Consider the following 19,994-nt stretch of genomic DNA (forward strand, 5'->3'; position numbering starts at 1 on the left):
ACTCGGCATACGATTACTCCAAATCTATGCTTAGTTATTGGCGATTATAAAATTAAATTGGAGGTAACTCAAGATGAACAAAACTGAAATAATAAAAGAATTCGGAAGATTTGAAGGAGATACTGGTTCTCCAGAAGTACAAATAGCTTTATTAACAGCTAGAATAAACGAATTAAACGACCACTTAAAAATGCACAAGAAAGACCACCACTCAAGAAGAGGTCTATTAAAGATGGTTGGTAGAAGAAGAAACTTATTAGCTTACTTAAAAGACAGAGATCTTGAAGGATACAGAGCATTAATAGCTAAATTAGGATTAAGAAAGTAATTTTTTACTTTTGTATTGAAAGCAGGTATAATAATACCTGCTTTTTATAATTTTAATATTATATAAAAAGGTATTGATAGCTATTATATAGAAAAGTTTATATAGAGGTGATGACTTTGAAAATAAAATTAATATGCGATAGTCTATGTGATATTCCAAAAGAAATTCAAGATAAAGAATATTTAGATGTGGTACCACTTACTATAATCTTTAATGATAAAGAATACAAAGATGGAGTAGATATAAGTAAGGAAGAATACTATGAAATACTAAAAAATAGTAAGGAGATACCAAAAACGTCTCAGGCTACATATATCCAGTTCAGTGAGATATTTAATAAATATATAGATGAAGGTTACAAAATAATATGTATAAATGGTTCATCTAAATCGTCGGGTACATATCAAAGTGCAATGCTTGCAAGAACTGATATGGGTGATAAGGCAAATGATATTCACATGTTTGATACGATGAGTCTATCATTAGGAAGTGGTCAATTCGTTATAAAGGCATGTGAGTTAATAGAAGATGGGTTAAGCCCAGATGAAATAGTAAAAGAATTAGATTCTATTAGAGAAAGTGTAATGTTATTTTTTGCACCTAAAACTTTGGATTATTTAAAAAAGAGTGGTAGAGTATCTGTAGCTACAGCTATAATAGGAAATATTCTTAACTTAGTACCGGTATTTTCATTTCCTGATGGAGAAGCACATTTAGAAGAAAAGGTTAGAGGAAGTAAGAACCTAGCAAGTAAGCTTGTCGATATGATACTAGAGAAAAATAATGGGGATTTAAAAGATAAAATTGTTACTATAGGATATGGGGATAATTTTAAAGATTTTGAAAAGCTTGAGAAAGAATTACAAAAAAGAATAAAAGCTAAAAAAGTACTAATAACTAGAGGTGGAGCTTGTATATGTTCTCATACAGGTCCAGATATACTTGCTATAAGTTGCTCTAATTAGAATATGACTAATTTTAAAACAAAGTGTAAATAATAGATATAATGATTAAGATAAGTAACTAAGCTACTTTTGTATTGTTAAAATATAGTATTTTTGATAAGATAATACATAGGATAGTAAACGCGTTTTTTAGCAAAAGAGGAGGTACAAGCTTTAATGTTTGAACATAAAATATTTACAATGGATTTAGCAGGAAGAGAGCTTTCGGTTGAAATAGGAAAGATAGCAGAACTTGCTAGCGGAAGCGCCATAATTAGATACGGGGAAACTATGGTTATGGTAAATGTTTCAAAATCAGCAAAACCAAGAGATGGAATAGACTTCTTCCCTCTAAGTGTTGATTATGAAGAAAGACTATATTCAGTAGGGAAAATACCTGGAGGATTTTTAAAGAGAGAAGGTAAGCCTTCAGAAAAAGCGATATTAACATCAAGACTTATAGATAGACCTATAAGACCATTATTCCCAAAAGGATTTAGAAATGATGTACAAGTTGTTGCTACAGTTTTATCAGTAGACCAAGATTGTACACCAGATATAGTTGCTATGATAGGGTCATCTATAGCTTTATCTATATCTGATATACCTTTTAATGGTCCTACAGGGTCGGTTTTAATAGGGTTAGTTGATGGAGCATTTGTTGTTAACCCAACAGCAGAACAAAGAGAAAAGAGTTCTCTTCACCTAGTAGTATCAGGAACTAAAGATGCTATAATGATGGTTGAAGCTGGTGGAGAAGAAATACCGGATGCATTAATGCTTGAAGCTATACTATTTGCTCATGAAGAAATCAAAAAAGTTGTAGCATTTATAGAAGAAATAACTGCTGAAGTTGGAAAAGAAAAAATGGAAGTAGTTTTATTTAAACCTGATGAAGAGGTTGAAAAAGCGGTTCGTGAATTTGCTACAGATAAAATGAAAGAAGCAGTAAAAACTATAGAAAAACTTGAAAGAATGGAAAAAATGGATGCTGTTAAAGCTGAAACATTTGAGAAATTCGAAGAGTTATTAGAAGATTATGGAGTAGATATAGAAGAAACACTTCAAGCTATAATAAAAGAAGAAGTAAGAAAGTTAATAGTACATGAAAATGTAAGACCAGATAATAGAGGTTTAGAAGAAATAAGACCTATATGGTGTGATAACGGATTTATACCTAGAGCTCATGGTTCAGGATTATTTACAAGAGGTCAAACTCAAGTAATGTCTATAGCAACACTTGGAGCATTAGGAGATGTTCAAATATTAGATGGATTAGATGAAGAAGAAAGTAAGAGATATATGCATCACTACAACTTCCCAGCATACAGTGTTGGTGAAGCTAGACCATCAAGAGGTCCAGGAAGAAGAGAAATAGGACATGGAGCACTTGCTGAAAGAGCACTAATACCTGTTCTTCCATCAAAAGAAGAATTCCCATATGCAATAAGAGTAGTATCAGAGGTATTAAGTTCTAATGGTTCTACATCTCAAGGTAGTGTATGTGGTTCAACATTATCTTTACTTGATGCTGGTGTACCTTTAAAAGATATGGTAGCAGGTATTGCTATGGGTCTTATAAAGCATGATGATAAAGTAGCAGTACTTTCTGATATACAAGGTATGGAAGACCACTTAGGAGATATGGACTTTAAAGTAGCAGGAACTGAAAAAGGTATAACTGCTATACAAATGGATATAAAGATAGCTGGTATAGATAAAGAAATATTAGCTAAAGCATTAACTCAAGCTAAAGCTGGTAGAATACATATATTAAACGAAATGAGAAAAACAATATCAGCTCCAAAGCCAGAGTTATCTAAGTATGCTCCTAAAATAATAACAATGAACATAAATCCAGATAAGATAAGAGACGTTATAGGACCTGGTGGAAAAGTTATAACTAAGATAATAGAAGAAACTGGAGTTAAGATAGATATAGAGCAAACTGGAGAAGTATTTATAGCAGGAATAGATGCTGATATGATAAAACTTGCACAAAAGAAAATACATGATATAGTAGCTGAAGCTGAAGTAGGACAAACTTACACAGGTAAAGTTACAAGAATAATGAACTTTGGTGCATTTGTTGAAATACTTCCAGGTAAAGAAGGATTACTTCATATATCTCATATAGCTCACGAAAGAGTATCTAAAGTTGAAGATGTATTAAATATAGGTGATGAAGTAGAAGTTAAAGTTACTGAAATAGATGAAAAAGGAAGAGTAAATCTATCTAGAAAGGTATTATTACCTAAGCCTGAAAAAGTAGAGAAGAAAGAAGAAAAATAATAGATTTTAAAGAAGCCTAATCAGGCTTCTTTTTGTTTAAGAAAAAATATTACTAATATATGTATAGGCTCCTATGGAACGTGAAATTATAGGTAATATAGGAGGATTATATATGTGTGGATATGTTTCAATATATTATAAGAATAATAATAGAAAATTTGATATAAAAAAATTAGCTGAAAAAATTAATCATAGAGGTCCTAATAATACAGGTATACATAAAGAAGACAATATTGAATTTGCATTTAAGAGATTAAGTATAATGGATTTAGAAAATGGGAGCCAACCATTAAAGAAAGATGATAAAACCATAGTTTTCAATGGTGAAATATATAATCATGAGCAACTTAGAAATGATCTAATAAAAAATGGATATAAATTTAATACAAAATGTGATACAGAAGTTTTACTATCATCATACACAGAATATAAAGAAGAATGTTTAAATAAGTTAAGAGGTATGTTTTCTTTTATAGTATATGATAAAAGTGAGAGTAAATTATTTGGAGCAAGGGATCATTTTGGTATAAAGCCATTTTATTACATAGATGAAAAAGATTTTATAGTATTTTCTTCAGAATATAAGGCAATTATTGAACTTTTAAATGAGGTAAATTTAAATAAATCAAGCCTGCAAAAATATATGTATTTTCAATATATACCTCTTGAAGAGACTATGATAAGTAATATAAAAGTAGTTCCACCAGGCTACTTTTTTACAGTGGAAAATGGAAAACTAGATATGAAAAAATATTATAATATACATTTAAAAAGAAGTAGAAAAATAACATCTAAAGATATAAAAGATGTAGTTACAAGTTCTGTAAAACACCATATGGTAGCAAATGTAGAAGTAGGAACATTTTTATCAGGTGGAATAGACTCTACAATAGTAGCTTCTCTTGCATCTAAAATAAATCCAAATATAAAGTCATTTTCAGTTGGATTTGGAGTTAATGGGTATGATGAATTAGAAGTAGCAAAAAAAACAGCAGATAAATTAGGTATTGAAAATATATCTATAAATGTTAGCCAAGATGAATATATAAAAGCTTTACCTAAGGTAATATATCATTTAGATGATCCTGTTGCAGACCCATCACAGGTTGGTATTTATTTCTTATCTAAAGAAGCAAAAAAACATGTAACTGTAGTTTTATCAGGTGAAGGTGCAGATGAACTATTTGGTGGATACAATATATATAAAGAATATAAAAGTATAAAACCAATTTTTAATATGCCAAATAGTATGAAGTCTATTTTAAATACAGCTTCTACTCTCATGCCTAATATAAAAGGAAAAAATTATTTATATAGGGCCACAACTCCATTAGAAAAAAGATATATTGGAAATGCTAAGATTTTTGATGATAATGAAATAAAAAAAGTTCTAAAATTCTATAATAAAGTAGATAATCATGAAAATTTATTAGCTAATATATATAGTGATGCAAAAAATAATAATTATGACTATGTTACAACAATGCAACATATTGATATCAACACATGGTTAGAAGGAGATATATTACAAAAGGCAGATAAAATGTCTATGGCTCAATCCATAGAACTTAGAGTTCCATTTTTGGATAAAGAAGTATTAGAAGTAGCTAAAAATTTAAATTTAAATCAAAAAGTTAATTTTAAAAATACTAAGATACTTCTAAGAGAAGCTTTTAAAGATGAAATACCACAACATATGGTTAAAAAGAAAAAATTAGGATTTCCTACACCTATAAGAGTTTGGCTAAAGGAAGATTTAGGAGATGTTGTTAGACAAAGTATAAATGAAGCTCAAGTTGATGATTTGATAAATAAAGATTATGTAATTAAATTATTAGATAATCATATACAAGGATATGATGATAATTCAAGAAAAATATGGTCTATATATGTATTTTGTTTATGGCATCAAATATTCATAGAAAATAGAGATATAGTATATTAATATATAGTATAACATGAAAAGAAAATTGATTTATGATAAAACCTTAAATAATAAAAAAATTTATTATAAGAACTATATAATGTACATTAGGTTAATCTAGGATGTAATTTAAGTATATTACATTAAGGAGATTTAAGTATGTATATTATAATAAATATATTTGAAATTATTGTTGATTTAATATTATCTTTATGTGCAGGCGATGATTTTATAAAGATGAGGAAATAGATGGAAAATAGCAAATAAATTTATTTAAAAAGTAGTGAGTAATCACTACTTTTTTTGCATATTTGTCCTAAATTGATAATAGTATTTATAAACAAGTAATAATACATATAGGAGGAAACCTTAATGATAATGATGGTACTTAACAAAAGTAAATTAAAAAAAATCATTATGTGGGTATTAGTATTAGTTGCATTATTATCAAGTGCAATATTTTTTATGAAAAATAAAGGTACTAAGCCTACGTTTGAGCTATTTGATCAAGCAAATCTTCCATATACTCAAGGTACAAAAAAAAATAGCGGATACGTTGCATTAACTTGCAACGTAGACCTAGGTTGGGAAACTGAGTATGTACAAGGAATATTAGATGTATTGAAAAAAGAAGATGTTAAAATTACATTCAATGTAACAGGAAGATGGGCAGAAAAGAACCAAGAAATGTTATTAAAAATTAAAAGTGAAGGGCATGAAATAGGAAACCATGGTCATAGACATTTAGATTATGCAAAGCTTTCATATGAAGAAAATTTAGAGCAGATAAAAACTTCTAAAAAAATAATAGAGGACATAATAAATGAGGAAACTAAATTCTTTCAAGCGCCAGCAGGTTCGTTTGGAGAGGGGACTATGAAGGCTGCAAATGAACTTGGATATACAAGTATAAAATGGGATGTTGATACAATAGATTGGAATAATAGAAAAGAACCAGAGGTTATAATAGAAAGAGTAAAGAAAAAAGATATAAAAGATGGTAGTATAGTGCTAATGCATCCAACATATGCAACTACTCAATGTTTAGATGATATTATACAGATAATAAGAGATAAAGGTTTAAAGCCTGGAATGCTTAGTAATATATTTTAAATAAAGTTGATTAAGTTAATATACTAAATTATAATTTAATACATGTAATAAAAAGATAATTTGATTTAATGAACTTAATATATATAATAAATGCAATGAACTTGGAGGAGAAGTTATGTATAAAAAACATGTATTAGAAAATGGACTAACTATAATAGGTGAAGAAATACCATATGTAAAGTCTATATCTTTAGGGGCATGGATTAATGCAGGTTCTAGAATAGAAGATGAAGAAATAAGTGGAGTATCACATTTTATAGAGCATATGCTATTTAAAGGAACAAGAAATAGAACATCTAAGCAAATAGCTAGTGAAATAGATAACTTAGGTGGTCAAATAAATGCTTTTACGAGTAAGGAGTGTACATGTTACTATGTAAAACTATTAGATTCTCATATAGATATAGGAATAGATGTACTTAGTGATATGATATTAAATTCTAAGTTTAATGAAGATGATTTAGATAAGGAAAGATCAGTAATAATTGAAGAGCTAAAAATGTATGAAGATTCACCAGAAGATTTAGCTTATGACTTATTAACTGAAAATATATATAAAAATGATCCATTAGGTATGAATATAATTGGAACTGAAGAATCACTAAACAGACTAAATAGAGAAAAGCTATTAGACTATTTCAATAAATATTATGTTCCTAATAATTCAGTAATAGCTATATCAGGTAACTTTAACTTTGATGAAATAATAAATAAGATAGAAGAAAAGTTTAAAGTTTGGAAGAAAAGGGATGTTAATGTAGATATTAAAAAAGCAGAATTTAAAAGTTGTTTTTTAACTAAAAATAAAGATATAGAACAAGTTAACTTGGCTATGAGCTTAGAAGCAGTTCCTCTTGAAAATGATAAAGAAGTATACGCTTTGGCTGTTATAAATACAGTATTTGGAGGAAGTATAAGTTCTAGATTATTCCAAAAAATAAGAGAAGAAAAGGGACTAGTATATTCTATATATTCTTCTCAAAGTTTATATAGAAAATGTGGAGAATTGGGTATATTTGCTAGTATGAGTAATGAACATTTAAAAGAAGTATATGAGTCAATTATAGAAGAAATAAAGATTATGAAAAAATACTATTTAACAGACCAAGAGATAAAGGAAAGTAAAGAACAATTAAAAGGAAGTTATATACTAGGTCTTGAAAGTACAAGTAGTAGAATGATGTCTATAGGAAGATCATTACTTTTAAATAATAAAGTGGAATCGACAGATGATATACTAAAATCAATAGATAATGTAGATAGAGAAACTGTAAAAATAGTTATAGATAAAATTTTCAACTTAGATAAATTAGGTGTATGTATAGTAGGAAGAGATGTAGAAGAAAATAAACTATAAAATAAGTTGGGGGGATAAACATGAATTTATCTGAAATAGCAGGAAAGGAAATTGTTAACTTAGTAACGGGTGAAAGATTAGGGGTAGTTGGAGAATGTGACCTTATATTAGATGAAGTAAGTGGTGAGATATTAGCGCTTTTAATACCTAGAGAAAGAGGATTTTTTGGAATTAAAAAAGATAAGTCAGTTCTTGAGGTACCATGGAGAAGTATTAGAAAAATAGGAAATGATATGATAATAATAGAATATGATGGTGTTTATTAAAGTATATTAAGTAGATTTATATTAAAATTCATTTGGATAGGTTTAACTTATAAGAACCTTCTAAGTGAATTTTTTTTTATTACTTGGTAAAACTATATTTATAAAGTATATATTGAGAGGAGTTTATTTATGAGATACTATGAAGATAATATAAATTCTAATAGTTACATAGAGTTTTCAAAAAATAAAAGCAAGGCTAACTTAAAAAGTGAAGAAGTAGATAATGAAAATAAAGATAGTCAAAGTGAAGATATAGATAATATAAAACAAATGGGTGTACCTAATATGCCTCAACAAGCTAAAAAAGAGATACAATGTATAACTATAATAGGGGAGATAGAGGGACATTATGTAGGTAATCCTCAAAAGAAATCGACTAAATATGAGCATATAATACCTATGCTATATTCAATAGAAGAAAATGAAGATATAAAAGGGGTTCTTATAATACTTAATACTGTAGGTGGAGATGTTGAAGCAGGTCTTGCTATGGCAGAGCTTATAAATAGTATATCAAAAAAAGTTGTAACTTTAGTTTTAGGTGGAAGTCATAGCATTGGTGTACCACTTGCTACTGCAGGAGATTATTCATTTATAGCTCCAACTGCAACTATGGTAGTTCATCCTATAAGAACCAATGGTCTTGTTATAGGTGTTAACGAAACTTTTGAGTACTTTAAGAAGATGCAAGAAAGAATAACTCAATTTATTATAAGAACATCTAATATAGAAAGAGAAGAACTTGAAAAAATAATGCACTCAAAAGAAGATCTAGTAAGTGATGTAGGTAGTGTATTAATAGGAAAAGAAGCTGTAGAATGTGGTCTTATAGATGAAGTTGGTGGATTAAAAGATGCTATGAATAAGTTAAAAGAACTTATAAAAGAAAGCAATAATAAATAAGATTTGTTTAATATACAGAATATATGATATAATTAAAAAATATAGTTAAAGTGTTAGTGTTTATGCATTAACACTTTTTGCTATGATTAGGATATAAGATATTTATTAAATTAGAATGATAAAAGAGGTGAGATGGGTGGCCAAGAAGAAAAATACTAAAAGCAAGAAGAAAAATAAAAATTTAGAATTTAATGCTGAATATCACAACTTAGTTACTATATTTATTGGTATATTTTTATTGTATAGCTTAAATTCCAACTCTATGGGATTTGTAGGAAGTATGATGCAGACTATTTTTAAAGGATTGTTTGGAGGTCTGTCTATTTTTATACCATTTATAATAGTTGCTACAGGGATACTTGGTTTCTTTGATGGAAACGAATATATATATAGAATAAAAAATACTAAAATGTATTATTTAACAATAGCATTTATATTTGTATTCTATGGTTTATTAAATGCTAGATCTCTTCCAGTTGAAAGCCCGCTAAGCAGTGAAATGTTTAAATCAGTGATTCAAATGGGTGTTGATGGTAGTGGAAGTGGTTTGATTGCAACGACTATAACTTACTATATAAAACAGGCATTTGGTATAACTGGAGGATGGTTAATAAGTATATTTGCACTTATATTTGGTATTATGTTTGTATTTAATATATCTATAAAAGACTTAGTATCAAATATAAAAGCTAAATCAAAAGGAATAAAAAATAGTGATTTAACTATGAAAGAAAGAATGGCCAATGTGAAGCAATCTGTAATAGAAATGGTTACAGATGAAGTTGATGAAGAAACTGTGATTAAAAAACAAGGCTTATTTAAAAAGGATAAGAAAAAAGAAGAAGTTATAGAAGATGACTATGATGAAATAGAAGACAAGACTATAAAAATTGTAGGATTTAATAAAGCAGAAGATGACTATTTAGAAATATTAGAAGGTACTCAAAGTATGCCATCAGAACTTGATGTGTTAAAAGAACTTCAAAATACAAATAAACAAAATATAAATAATGATGTATATGAAGATGTCAAAGAACAGCCAATAAAGACATCTAAGACTTATGATAGTGAAAAAACTCAAACAATAAGTATAAAACAAGAGGCAAACTACGATAATTATAAAATACCGAGTGTTAATTTATTAAATAAGATAGATAAAAAGGCTGATGATAATAGTAAAAAGAAAGTGTTAAAAAATGCTTCTTTACTAGAAAAAACTCTAGCAGACTTTGGCGTTGAAGCTAAAGTAAATCAAGTTACAGTAGGACCTACTATAACAAGATATGAAATACAGCCAAGTCCAGGTGTGAAGGTAAGCAAAATAGTAAACTTAACAGATGATATAGCATTAAGTTTAGCTGCTAGAAGTATAAGGATGGAAGCTCCTATACCAGGTAAAAGTGCTATAGGTATAGAGGTTCCAAATGAAACGCCTTTAATGGTTGGGCTTAGAGAAGTATTTGAAAGTGAAGAATTTAAGAAGTTTGACTCTCCACTTGCTATGGCACTTGGAAAAGACATAAGTGGAAAGCCAGTTATAGGTGATATAGGTAAAATGCCACATTTACTTATAGCAGGATCAACAGGTTCTGGTAAGAGTGTTTGCGTAAATACATTGATAAGTAGTATACTATACAAGGCAAGACCAGATGAAGTTAAGTTACTTTTAATAGACCCTAAGGTTGTTGAACTTGCAAATTATAATGGAATACCTCATTTATTAATACCAGTTGTAACAGATCCTAAAAAAGCTGCTAATGCACTTAACTGGGCAGTTGTAGAAATGAATAAGAGATATAAGATGTTCGCTGAAAATGGAGTAAAAGATATTACAAGTTACAATGAAAAATGTGAAGAAAAACTTCCAAAGATAGTTATAATAATAGACGAGCTTGCTGACCTTATGATGGCAAGTGCTAATGATGTGGAAGATTATATATGTAGATTGGCACAAATGGCAAGAGCTGCAGGTATGCATTTAATAGTAGCAACTCAAAGGCCATCAGTAGATGTTATAACAGGTGTTATAAAAGCTAATATACCTTCAAGAATTGCATTTGCTGTTTCATCACAAACAGACTCTAGAACAATACTTGATATGGGTGGAGCTGAAAAGCTACTTGGAAAAGGTGATATGTTATTCTATCCACTAGGTGCATCAAAGCCAGTTAGACTTCAAGGGGCATTTATATCAGAAAATGAATCACAAAATGTTATAGACTTTGTTAAATCACAAGTTAAAGAAGAAGTAAAATATGAAGAAAATATAATGGATACAATATCTAAGGTTAATATGGAAAAGTCAAGTGATGAAGATGATCTTTTAAGTGAAGCTATTGAATTTGTTGTAGAAAGTGGTCAGGGTTCTGCATCTATGCTTCAAAGAAAGTTTAAGATTGGATTTAATAGAGCTGCAAGACTTATAGATTCTATGGAAGAAAGAGGTATAGTAGGACCTAATGAAGGAAGTAAACCTAGAAAAGTATTAATGAGCAAACAAGATTTACAAAATTTAGAAGGTGAATAAAATTTGAAGACAATAAAGATAGAAGATGCATTAAAATTAAAAAATTGTATATTTATAGATGTTAGAACTGAATCTGAGTACAAAGAAGATCATATATTAGATGCATTTAATATGCCTTTATTTAAAGATCATGAACATTGTGAAGTAGGAACAATATATAAAATGCAAGGGAAAAATGAAGCTATTCAAAAAGGGTTTGACTTTGTAGGATATAAGTTAAAAGATATGTATATACAAGTCACAAGCCTTGCAAGTGAATATGATAATATAGTAATATATTGTGCTAGAGGCGGAATGAGAAGTGGATCTGTATGTAACCTATTTGCCTCTCTAGGAATGAGCATATATAAACTTGAAGGTGGATATAAGGCATATAGAAATTATGTATTAGAATATTTAGATAACATAATGAATGTTAAAAACTTTATAGTTGTTCATGGATTAACAGGAGTTGGGAAAACTGACTTATTAAATATACTAGATGAAAAAAATGTGGACAATATAGATTTGGAAGGAATCGCTAAAAATAGTGGATCTACATTTGGTTTTATAACGCATGATAAAAAACCACCAACTCAGAAAAAATTTGAATCAAAAATATTTGAAAAAATATTTTTCTCAAATAGTGATTATATATTCATAGAAAGTGAAAGTAAAAGAGTAGGACATGTACTAATACCAAATAATATTTATGATGCTATAGTTAGAGATGGATATCATATACTTCTTGAATGTAGCTTAGAAAATAGAGTAAAAAGACTTTGTAGAGATTATGTATACAATAAAGATGAAAATAATTTAGAAGTATTAAAAGATTGTATAAATAAATTTAGAAAAAGACTTGGACATAATAAAGTTGATGAATATATTAATTTATTAGAAGAAGGAAAATACGAGGAACTAGTAGAAAAATACTTAGTAAAGTATTATGATCCATTATATATGCATTCGGTTGATAAATATAAATATAACGAAGTTATAAACTTTGATAATGTTGACGTCGCAGTAGAAGAAGTTATAAAATTTCATAAATCAGCAATGGAAGGAGCAATAAAATGTTAAAAATAGCACTAGAATCATTAGGATGTTCTAAAAACTTAGTAGATGCAGAAATAATGATGGGAATACTTAACAAAAAAGGATACAAATTAGTAGGAGATTTTGAGGAAGCAGATATAATATTAGTAAATACTTGTGGATTTATAGAATCTGCAAAACAAGAATCTATACAAACTATATTAGAATTAGCACAATTAAAAGAAACTGCTAATTTAAAATTACTTATAGTTACAGGATGTTTAGCACAAAGATATGCTGAAGAATTAAAAACAGAAATACCAGAAATAGATGCAATAGTAGGAACAGGAAGTTATCAACAAATAGATGAAATCATAGCTAACCTTGAAAAAGAAAATCATATAGTAAGCTTAAATGACATAGACTTTGCGTATAATGAAGATTTACCAAGATATGTATCGACTCCAGATTATATGGCTTATTTAAAAATAGGAGAAGGATGCGATAATAAATGTACTTATTGTATAATACCTAAATTAAGAGGTAAATACAGAAGTAGAAAAATGGAAGATATAATATCAGAAGCTAAGGATTTAGCAGCAAAAGGTGTTAAAGAGTTAGTTGTTATAGCGCAAGATACAACAAAATATGGTTGTGACTTATATGGTAAAGAAATGCTTCCAGAATTATTAGAAGAACTTGCACAAATAGAAGGTATAAAATGGATAAGAATAATGTATTCATATCCAGAATCAATAACTGAAGAATTAGTTAAAGTTATTAAAAAATATGATAATATATGTAATTACTTTGATATGCCAATACAACATGCAAGCAATAAAATATTAAAGTTAATGAATAGACATACTACAAAAGAAAATATACTATCAACTATAAATATGATAAGAAAGCATATACCAGATGCAACATTAAGAACTACAATAATAGTAGGATTCCCAGGTGAAACTGAAGAAGATTTTAATGAATTAGTAGAATTTGTTAAAGTAGCTAAGTTTGATAGACTTGGAGCATTCTCTTATTCAAGAGAAGAAGATACACCAGCTGATAAACTTCCAAACCACTTAGAGCAAGATGTTAAAGATGAAAGAAGAGATGCTTTAATGTTAGTTCAACAAAGTATATCAGAAGAACTAAATGCTGCAAAAGTAGGAAATATATATGAAGTTTTAGTAGAAGAACAAATAGAAGACAAAGTATATATAGGAAGAACTCAAGGAGATGCAGAGGAAATAGACAGTATAGTATATGTTAAATCTGATAAAAAGTTAAACATAGGTGACTTCGTAAATGTAAAAATAACTAGTGCATTAGAATATGATTTAATGGGGGATATAGTTAATGAACTTGCCTAATAAACTAACTTTATTTAGGATATTTTTAATACCAGTATTTATACTTGTTATGTTATTTAATATACCAAGTAAATACTTAATAGCATGTGTAATATTTATAGTAGCATCTATAACAGATGCAATGGATGGACATATAGCTAGAAAGCATAATTTAATTACTGATTTTGGAAAATTTATGGATCCATTAGCAGATAAGTTGCTGGTTATATCAGCACTTATATGTATGATAGAAGTAGATTTAGTATCTAGTTGGATGGTAATTATAATTGTTGCTAGAGAACTTACAGTAAGTATACTAAGAGCAATAGCTGCTGCTGATGGAAAAGTAATAGCAGCAAGTGGTGGTGGTAAATTAAAGACAATAAGCCAAATGATAGCAATACCACTTTTACTTTTAGGCGCTCAGTTTGGAAGTAATATATTACTATCTATAGGGAATATAACCATATTAATAGCTACATTGCTTACTTTATATTCTGGATGGGAATATTTATATAAAAATAAAAACTTATTTATGGAAAGTAAATAATTAAAAGGAGCTATTATTAAGACTAACTATTAGAGTTAATTTCTTAGTATAGCTCCTTTATATTTTATAAATTAAAAGTTTTACTGTTTATGTATTTTTTATTAAATTTGGTTAGAATAAAAAAGCCTATCTTAAATTAGGAAGATATTATAAATAAAACTTGTATAAAAATACAAATAAAGGTTTATAAATAAAATAAGTATGGTAAAATCTTACTGAAAACAAATTCTAATTTTATATATTAAAACTATAGCCTATAAATAGAAACCTATATTTCATATATAACTAAATATAAAATAAATTATATACAATTAATATAAAAGATATTAGTTTTCCTAAATATTAATTAAAGTGAGAGAAATATATATTATTATTAATGAGGATGAAGTGAATTTTGTAATTGACGGAGATTATTTTATGCTATATAATAGTTATATAAAATAGAACGAATGTTTGGTATTTGTAGAAATGAAAGGAATGATATAGATGAGTATAGAGCAAGAAAAACTAAATGCACTTAATCAAGCATTAGGTAAAATAGAAAAAGAGTTTGGTAAAGGATCAGTAATGAAGCTTGGGGAAGCTACATCAATGGCAATTGATGTTATATCAACAGGATCAATAGGTCTTGATATAGCAGTTGGTATAGGTGGACTTCCAAAAGGAAGAATAATAGAAGTATATGGGCCAGAATCTTCAGGTAAAACAACAGTTGCACTTCATACAGTAGCAGAAGCGCAAAAGCAAGGTGGAATAGCAGCGTTTATAGATGCGGAACATGCACTTGACCCAGTGTATGCAAAGGCGTTAGGCGTAGACATAGATAACTTAATAATATCTCAACCAGATACAGGAGAACAAGCACTAGAAATAGCAGAAGCACTTATAAGAAGTGGGGCTATAGATATAATTGTAGTTGACTCAGTTGCAGCACTTGTTCCAAGAGCAGAAATAGAAGGAGATATGGGAGATTCTCACGTTGGTTTACAAGCTAGACTTATGTCTCAAGCACTTAGAAAATTAACAGGATCTATAAAAAAATCTAACTGTGTTGCAATATTCATAAACCAATTAAGAGAAAAGGTTGGAATAATGTTTGGTAATCCTGAGACAACAACGGGAGGACGTGCTCTAAAGTTCTACTCATCAGTAAGATTAGATGTTAGAAAAATAGATACTATAAAGCAAGGGGATAAGGTATTAGGAAGTAGAACAAGAGTTAAGGTTGTTAAAAATAAAGTGGCTCCACCATTTAAACAAGCTGAATTTGATATAATGTATGGAGAAGGTATATCTAAAGTTGGTGATTTATTAGATATAGCGTCAGATATAGATATAGTTAAAAAGTCAGGAGCTTGGTATAGTTACAATGATACTAAACTTGGACAAGGTAGAGAAAATGTTAAAAAGTTCCTACAAGATAATCCAGATTTAATAAAGGAAATAGACGAAAAAGTTAGACATTACTATAAATTAGATGAAACTAGAGAAAATGCTCAAGAAGAAGACGACACATTATTAAATTTGGAATAATAAAATAATACACACCTCCTATTAACTTGACATGCGATAGAAAAAATTATAAAATTAATTAAGGACATAGTATCTAAATATGATTTTTAAATAAAATACTCTTAAATGTTACAAATAGAGGATTTTATCGACATTACAATATATATCTTAGAAGTAATGATTGTATTTTTTCTATATGCTATAGTTTTAATTGAATTATAAAATTATTTAGACTCTTAAAATGTAATTTTGGGATTATTATCAAAGGAGGTGGGTGTCATAGATATAATAAGTATTTTATTAGGGATAGCAGTAGGTATTATTGCTGGTTATTTTGTGAGAAAAAATATATATGAGTCAAAAATTGGCCAAGCTAACAGCGAAGCTGATAGAATAATAAAACAAGCAGAAGACGACTCAAAAAGAATACACAAAGAGAAGTTATTAGAAGCACAAGAGGAAATTCATAAGTTAAGAACTGAATCTGAAAGAGAAAATAAGGAAAGAAGATCTGACTTACAAAAATTTGAAAGAAGAGTTATACAAAAAGAAGAAATATTAGACAAAAAGTTACAAAACTTAGAACAAAAGGAAACAAGCCTAGGGGACAAGTTAAAGAATGTAGCTAAAAAAGAAGAAGAGATTGAGGCTATAAAAACCCAGCAATTAGAAAAATTAGAGAGTATATCAGGAATAACATCTGATAAGGCAAAAGAAATAATATTAACTAATGCTGAAAGAGACGTTAGAAGAGAAATGTCTATAATGATAAAGGAAATAGAGTCTCAAGCTAAGGAAGAAGCAGAGAAGAAATCAAGGGAAATAATAGGGTATGCTATACAAAAATGTGCAGCAGACCATGTTGCTGAAACTACTGTTACTGTTGTAAATTTACCTAATGATGAAATGAAGGGTAGAATTATAGGTAGAGAAGGTAGAAATATAAGAACATTAGAAACATTAACAGGAATAGATTTGATAATAGATGATACTCCTGAAGCTGTAATATTATCAGGGTTTGATCCTATAAGAAGAGAAGTTGCTAGAATAGCACTTGAAAAATTAATAGCGGATGGTAGAATACACCCTGCTAGAATTGAAGAAATGGTTGATAAGGCTAGAAAAGAAGTAGAGAATATAATAAAAGAATACGGAGAACAAGCGGCCTTTGAAACAGGTGTTCATGGACTTCATCCAGAGTTAGTTAAATTACTAGGAAGACTTAACTATAGAACAAGTTATGGACAAAATGTACTTAAGCATTCTATAGAAGTTGCTCATATAGCTGGTATAATGGCAGCAGAAATAGGCGCTGATATTAGACTTGCAAAAAGAGCTGGTCTTTTACATGATATAGGGAAAGCAGTAGACCATGAAATGGAAGGAACTCATGTTGAGATAGGTATGGACTTACTTAAGAGATATAAGGAATCTAAAGAAGTTATACATGCAATGAGTACGCATCATGGTGATTATGAACCGCAGACTATAGAAGCTGTGCTTGTAACTGCAGCAGATGCTATATCAGCAGCAAGACCAGGGGCTAGAAGAGAAACTCTAGAGGCTTATATTAGAAGATTAGAAAAGTTAGAAGAAATAGCCAACTCATATGAGGGTGTAGATAAATCTTTTGCCATACAAGCAGGTAGAGAAATAAGAATAATGGTTAAACCTGAAAATGTTAGTGATGAAGATATTCATTTATTAGCTAGGGATATGACTAAGAGAATAGAAGATGAACTAGAATACCCAGGACAAATAAAGGTTAGTATAATAAGAGAAACTAGAGCAATAGAATATGCTAAGTAATAAAAAAAGAGAGGATAAATACCTCTCTTTTTTTATTATGGTAAAAAATAATTAATATTATATAAAATTATAGATAAAAATATAGGTAAAAAAAGCATGGAGTGAAGTTAGTTTATGAGAAAGCCTAAAATTGTAGTTAGTGAATGTTTATATGGTACGAAATGTAGATATGATGGTCAAGGATACAATGATAAGGTTATTCAATCTTTAAAAGATTATGTAGATATACAAACTGTGTGTCCTGAACTGGCTATAGGTTTATCAATACCAAGGGAACCTATAAGAATAGAAATGAATAAGGAGAATGAAGAATATAGATTGATAGATTATAATTCGAAAAATGATTATACAAATCAAATGACTGAGTTTTCTGAAGAATTTATAAATGGTTTAGATGATATAGATGGATTTATATTAAAAAGTAGATCTCCTACTTGTGGACTTAAAGATGCTAAAGTATATTACCGTGGAAATAAATGTAGTATAAGAAGCAATGAAAATGGTTTTTTTTCGCAAAAAATAATTGATAAATATGATTATTTGCCTATAGAAAATGAAGGACGACTTAAAAATTACAATATTAGAGATAATTTCTTTACTAGGATTTTTTTTATTAATAATTTAAAAAATAATAAAAATATAATAGAATTTCACAAAAATAATTTGTTATTACTTAAATCTTATGATGAAGAGTCAACAAATGAAGTAAGTGATATATTAAATGAAAATAGAATGGAAGATCAAGTACATCAATATAAAGAAAAAGTATTAAATATAGTTTCTAATCAAAGAAAAAAAGAGAATAAATTATCTATTATAATAAAAGTATTTGAAAAGTATAAAAATATGTTAAATGAAGAAGAAATAAATATGTTTAATGGATTAATTGAATCTTATGAAAATCAAAGAATACCATCTAGTACACTTGAAGTTGTTATAAAAATGTATGCAACTAGATTCAAAGATAAAGATATATTAAATCAATCTATTGTGCTAGTTCAAAATATTTTCCAAATAAAGTTAATTAATTTTAACAAAAAAATAATATCCCACAAGTCTAGTATTTGTAAAATTTAACCAAATACTAGACTTTTTATTTTAGCTATAGAATCATAATTTCCTATCAATTTATTTATTAGAAATGAAATATTATGTCCTAATACTTTTATTGATATTCTTGTTATAAATCCAAGCATTGATTTACTTTTTACTTTATTTAGGTTTAATTGTTCTGTTAATTGAGAAAAGCTAGTTTCTATTCTCCTTCTAACTTTAAATATTAATTGTCTTATTTGTTTTGGATAGTTATCTTTACTATTTCCTCTTTTTAAAAATAGTAAATTTATATCTTTTTCAGTTTTTAACTCAAGCGTTAGCCTTTTGTTAATGTAACCTTTATCTCCTATAATAGAAATTGAATTATATTTGGCACATAAATCCCATACTGCATTTCTATCATCAACATTTGCAGGTGTTATAACATAGTCAGTTAAGAAACCATCTACTGTAGTAAGTGCGTGAAACTTAAATCCAAAATAGGTTTGTTTTTTTGATGGACATACTCCATAAGAGGCTTCGCCTTTAAAACATTTACTGAAATGTGCCCTGCCAAACTCACAAACTGGAATCGGCATACTATCTATAACTCTTATATTATTCGAATAAGATTGAATATACAATGAAATATACTCTCTTATTTCATTAATTACAGAATGTAAATTTCGTTTTGTCCTATTAAATCTAGTTCTATCTCCTAACTTTGGAAATAGTTTTGAATATTCTCTACTCAATAAGCTGAAAAATGCTTTTTCTGAATCTATAGTTAGAAGTTCACCAACTATACTTATAGTTATTATTTCGCTATCGCAAAGTTTGCTATCTTTGATATTACGTCTATTTCTAATACTTATAGGTATGATATCATTATATATATCATCGACTATTGTAAAAATTATAGTAAATAAATCCGTTAAATTTTCTACTTTCTGGATATAATAATTATTAAGCTCCAACATTGTAGTAACCCTCCTTTAGATTGGTGATAATCTTAGGGTACTATATTTGTTGGAGTTTTATTATTGTAAAATTTAACTAGCACAA

16 protein-coding genes are annotated in these 19,994 nt (G+C 28.3%); 15 read left to right on the forward strand and 1 reads right to left on the reverse strand.

The genetic code is table 11. The annotated features are described in order from the left end of the window. The first annotated feature begins 73 nt into the window (after nt 1–73). From rpsO to BN7997_RS05160, 15 genes are all read left to right on the forward strand, one after another. Nucleotides 74–328, forward strand: a complete 255-nt coding sequence (gene rpsO, locus BN7997_RS05090; protein WP_071119784.1) for a 30S ribosomal protein S15 — start codon at nt 74–76, stop codon at nt 326–328. A gap of 116 nt (nt 329–444) precedes the next feature. Continuing rightward, a complete protein-coding gene (locus tag BN7997_RS05095) occupies nt 445–1,293 on the forward strand; it encodes a DegV family protein (protein ID WP_071119785.1) in 849 nt (282 codons plus the stop codon). Nucleotides 1,294–1,449: 156 nt separating this feature from the next. Next, nucleotides 1,450–3,564: a polyribonucleotide nucleotidyltransferase gene (locus BN7997_RS05100; protein WP_071119786.1), complete on the forward strand. Its 2,115-nt coding sequence runs from the start codon at nt 1,450–1,452 to the stop codon at nt 3,562–3,564. A 112-nt stretch (nt 3,565–3,676) separates the two neighbouring features. After that, a complete protein-coding gene (gene asnB, locus BN7997_RS05105) occupies nt 3,677–5,509 on the forward strand; it encodes an asparagine synthase (glutamine-hydrolyzing) (protein WP_071119787.1) in 1,833 nt (610 codons plus the stop codon). 351 nt (nt 5,510–5,860) lie between these two features. Then, nucleotides 5,861–6,601, forward strand: a complete 741-nt coding sequence (locus BN7997_RS05110) for a polysaccharide deacetylase family protein (RefSeq protein ID WP_071119788.1) — start codon at nt 5,861–5,863, stop codon at nt 6,599–6,601. 115 nt (nt 6,602–6,716) lie between these two features. After that, nucleotides 6,717–7,958, forward strand: coding sequence for a M16 family metallopeptidase (locus tag BN7997_RS05115; protein ID WP_071119789.1), 1,242 nt, complete (start codon nt 6,717–6,719; stop codon nt 7,956–7,958). Nucleotides 7,959–7,978: 20 nt separating this feature from the next. Further along, on the forward strand, nt 7,979–8,224 hold the full coding sequence (locus BN7997_RS05120; protein WP_071119790.1) for a YlmC/YmxH family sporulation protein: 246 nt from the start codon (nt 7,979–7,981) through the stop codon (nt 8,222–8,224). A gap of 129 nt (nt 8,225–8,353) precedes the next feature. Continuing rightward, nucleotides 8,354–9,127 (forward strand): ClpP family protease, encoded by a 774-nt coding sequence (locus BN7997_RS05125; RefSeq protein ID WP_083335012.1) that lies wholly within the window; start codon nt 8,354–8,356, stop codon nt 9,125–9,127. A gap of 136 nt (nt 9,128–9,263) precedes the next feature. Continuing rightward, nucleotides 9,264–11,654 (forward strand): FtsK/SpoIIIE family DNA translocase, encoded by a 2,391-nt coding sequence (locus BN7997_RS05130; protein WP_071119791.1) that lies wholly within the window; start codon nt 9,264–9,266, stop codon nt 11,652–11,654. A gap of 3 nt (nt 11,655–11,657) precedes the next feature. After that, complete coding sequence (gene mnmH, locus BN7997_RS05135) at nt 11,658–12,716, forward strand: tRNA 2-selenouridine(34) synthase MnmH (protein WP_071119792.1); 1,059 nt, start codon at nt 11,658–11,660, stop codon at nt 12,714–12,716. Beyond that, entirely contained in the window at nt 12,710–14,044 is a 1,335-nt protein-coding gene (gene rimO / locus BN7997_RS05140; protein WP_071119793.1) for a 30S ribosomal protein S12 methylthiotransferase RimO, read from the forward strand. Before mnmH ends, rimO begins: the two co-directional genes overlap by 7 nt. Next, a complete protein-coding gene (gene pgsA, locus BN7997_RS05145) occupies nt 14,031–14,573 on the forward strand; it encodes a CDP-diacylglycerol--glycerol-3-phosphate 3-phosphatidyltransferase (protein ID WP_071119794.1) in 543 nt (180 codons plus the stop codon). The genes rimO and pgsA overlap by 14 nt, the downstream gene beginning before the upstream one ends. A gap of 486 nt (nt 14,574–15,059) precedes the next feature. Further along, a complete protein-coding gene (gene recA / locus BN7997_RS05150; RefSeq protein ID WP_071119795.1) occupies nt 15,060–16,106 on the forward strand; it encodes a recombinase RecA in 1,047 nt (348 codons plus the stop codon). Between the two features lie 249 nt (nt 16,107–16,355). Then, on the forward strand, nt 16,356–17,894 hold the full coding sequence (rny, locus tag BN7997_RS05155) for a ribonuclease Y (protein WP_071121361.1): 1,539 nt from the start codon (nt 16,356–16,358) through the stop codon (nt 17,892–17,894). 114 nt (nt 17,895–18,008) lie between these two features. Continuing rightward, the gene (locus BN7997_RS05160) at nt 18,009–18,971 is read left to right on the forward strand and encodes a DUF523 and DUF1722 domain-containing protein (protein WP_071119796.1); all 963 of its coding nucleotides are present in this window, start codon (nt 18,009–18,011) and stop codon (nt 18,969–18,971) included. Here BN7997_RS05160 and BN7997_RS05165 read toward each other — a convergent pair. Beyond that, the gene (locus BN7997_RS05165; protein ID WP_071119797.1) at nt 18,968–19,909 is read right to left on the reverse strand and encodes an IS982 family transposase; all 942 of its coding nucleotides are present in this window, start codon (nt 19,907–19,909) and stop codon (nt 18,968–18,970) included. The genes BN7997_RS05160 and BN7997_RS05165 overlap by 4 nt on opposite strands. Between the last annotated feature and the right edge of the window lie 85 nt (nt 19,910–19,994).

Source organism: Romboutsia timonensis (assembly GCF_900106845.1).
Taxonomy (GTDB): Bacteria; Bacillota; Clostridia; order Peptostreptococcales; family Peptostreptococcaceae; genus Romboutsia; species Romboutsia timonensis.

Coding starts and splice junctions, on each gene's coding strand:
- BN7997_RS05125 (WP_083335012.1), top strand. CDS start 8,354: ATGAGATACTATGAAGATAATATAAATTCTAATAGTTACATAGAGTTT.
- BN7997_RS05115 (WP_071119789.1), top strand. CDS start 6,717: ATGTATAAAAAACATGTATTAGAAAATGGACTAACTATAATAGGTGAA.
- rimO (WP_071119793.1), top strand. CDS start 12,710: ATGTTAAAAATAGCACTAGAATCATTAGGATGTTCTAAAAACTTAGTA.
- BN7997_RS05120 (WP_071119790.1), top strand. CDS start 7,979: ATGAATTTATCTGAAATAGCAGGAAAGGAAATTGTTAACTTAGTAACG.
- BN7997_RS05160 (WP_071119796.1), top strand. CDS start 18,009: ATGAGAAAGCCTAAAATTGTAGTTAGTGAATGTTTATATGGTACGAAA.
- asnB (WP_071119787.1), top strand. CDS start 3,677: ATGTGTGGATATGTTTCAATATATTATAAGAATAATAATAGAAAATTT.
- BN7997_RS05110 (WP_071119788.1), top strand. CDS start 5,861: ATGATAATGATGGTACTTAACAAAAGTAAATTAAAAAAAATCATTATG.
- pgsA (WP_071119794.1), top strand. CDS start 14,031: ATGAACTTGCCTAATAAACTAACTTTATTTAGGATATTTTTAATACCA.
- BN7997_RS05165 (WP_071119797.1), bottom strand. CDS start 19,909: ATGTTGGAGCTTAATAATTATTATATCCAGAAAGTAGAAAATTTAACG.
- rpsO (WP_071119784.1), top strand. CDS start 74: ATGAACAAAACTGAAATAATAAAAGAATTCGGAAGATTTGAAGGAGAT.
- BN7997_RS05100 (WP_071119786.1), top strand. CDS start 1,450: ATGTTTGAACATAAAATATTTACAATGGATTTAGCAGGAAGAGAGCTT.
- recA (WP_071119795.1), top strand. CDS start 15,060: ATGAGTATAGAGCAAGAAAAACTAAATGCACTTAATCAAGCATTAGGT.